The organism is Bacillus sp. mrc49 (assembly GCF_002803435.1).
In genome coordinates this window covers 1-845 of record NZ_PHNG01000466.1, presented here as the reverse complement: position 1 = coordinate 845, position 845 = coordinate 1, and the positions used below count along the sequence as shown (strand labels likewise).

The window sequence follows — 845 nt, the reverse complement described above, 5'->3', positions numbered from 1 at the left end:
CTGAGGGCAGCAATAAGACGCGTAGGAAGGTTAGAACGAAAGTTCGGCGGCTAAAACAGGGCCTTTTAAACCTCATACCCGATAGGTGATGTTGATTGTTATAGCCTGCTCGTTCCTGTTCCATATTTTTTTTAATATGAGAATAGGGCGGGCAACTCTGCCTATTTCCCTTTCCCCCCTCCTGGTTCCGTTGAATGTAAAAACCTGTAAACATTAAGTGATTAAAACATAAAGGCTTTAAGGTCTTAAGGATCTTAGGAGAAAAGAGATAAACAAAAGAAAAGGTAAATATAGATTAATTGGGGTTTGGTTGGGGAATGAAAGCCCCGGAGCGGGAGCGGTTAGCAACCGGCAGGGCGGTAGCATCTTTTAAATCCCCTACTCGTTTTATGCCACAAAACAAAAAAAAGCCCCGGATTTCTCCAGGGACACGACAGAAAAGGGTACTAAGCTTTCCTATCTTTTTTTAGCATGATAGTAGGAAAGGTGTACTAAGCCCTTCCTACTCTTAACAATGCTAGTAGATTAAACGTAGTATATCATACCCATTAGTAAACTACTATATAATTTTAATTTTTACTGTAATTTTGTAAAAGTATAGATATTTACTCCCTAAAATACATATAAAAAATACGTACTTTTTATATATTATCTATTGCACGTATAATATATACGTGTTATAATAAGTATATAGAAAGGGGGGAGAAAAAAATATCTTCTCGGGATATAATAAAACTCATTAAGAAAGACGGATGGTATTTAGATAGGGTCACAGGGAGTCACCACCATTTCAAACACCCTACAAAAAAAGGAACAACAACAGTTCCTCATCCGAAAAAAGACAT

General features: G+C 37.0%; 1 protein-coding gene. It reads left to right on the top strand.

All coding sequences use genetic code 11. The annotated features are described in order from the left end of the window. Positions 1-711: 711 nt before the first annotated feature. On the top strand, positions 712-845 hold a 134-nt coding region (locus CVN76_RS03650), incomplete at its 3' end, for a type II toxin-antitoxin system HicA family toxin (RefSeq protein ID WP_100530333.1).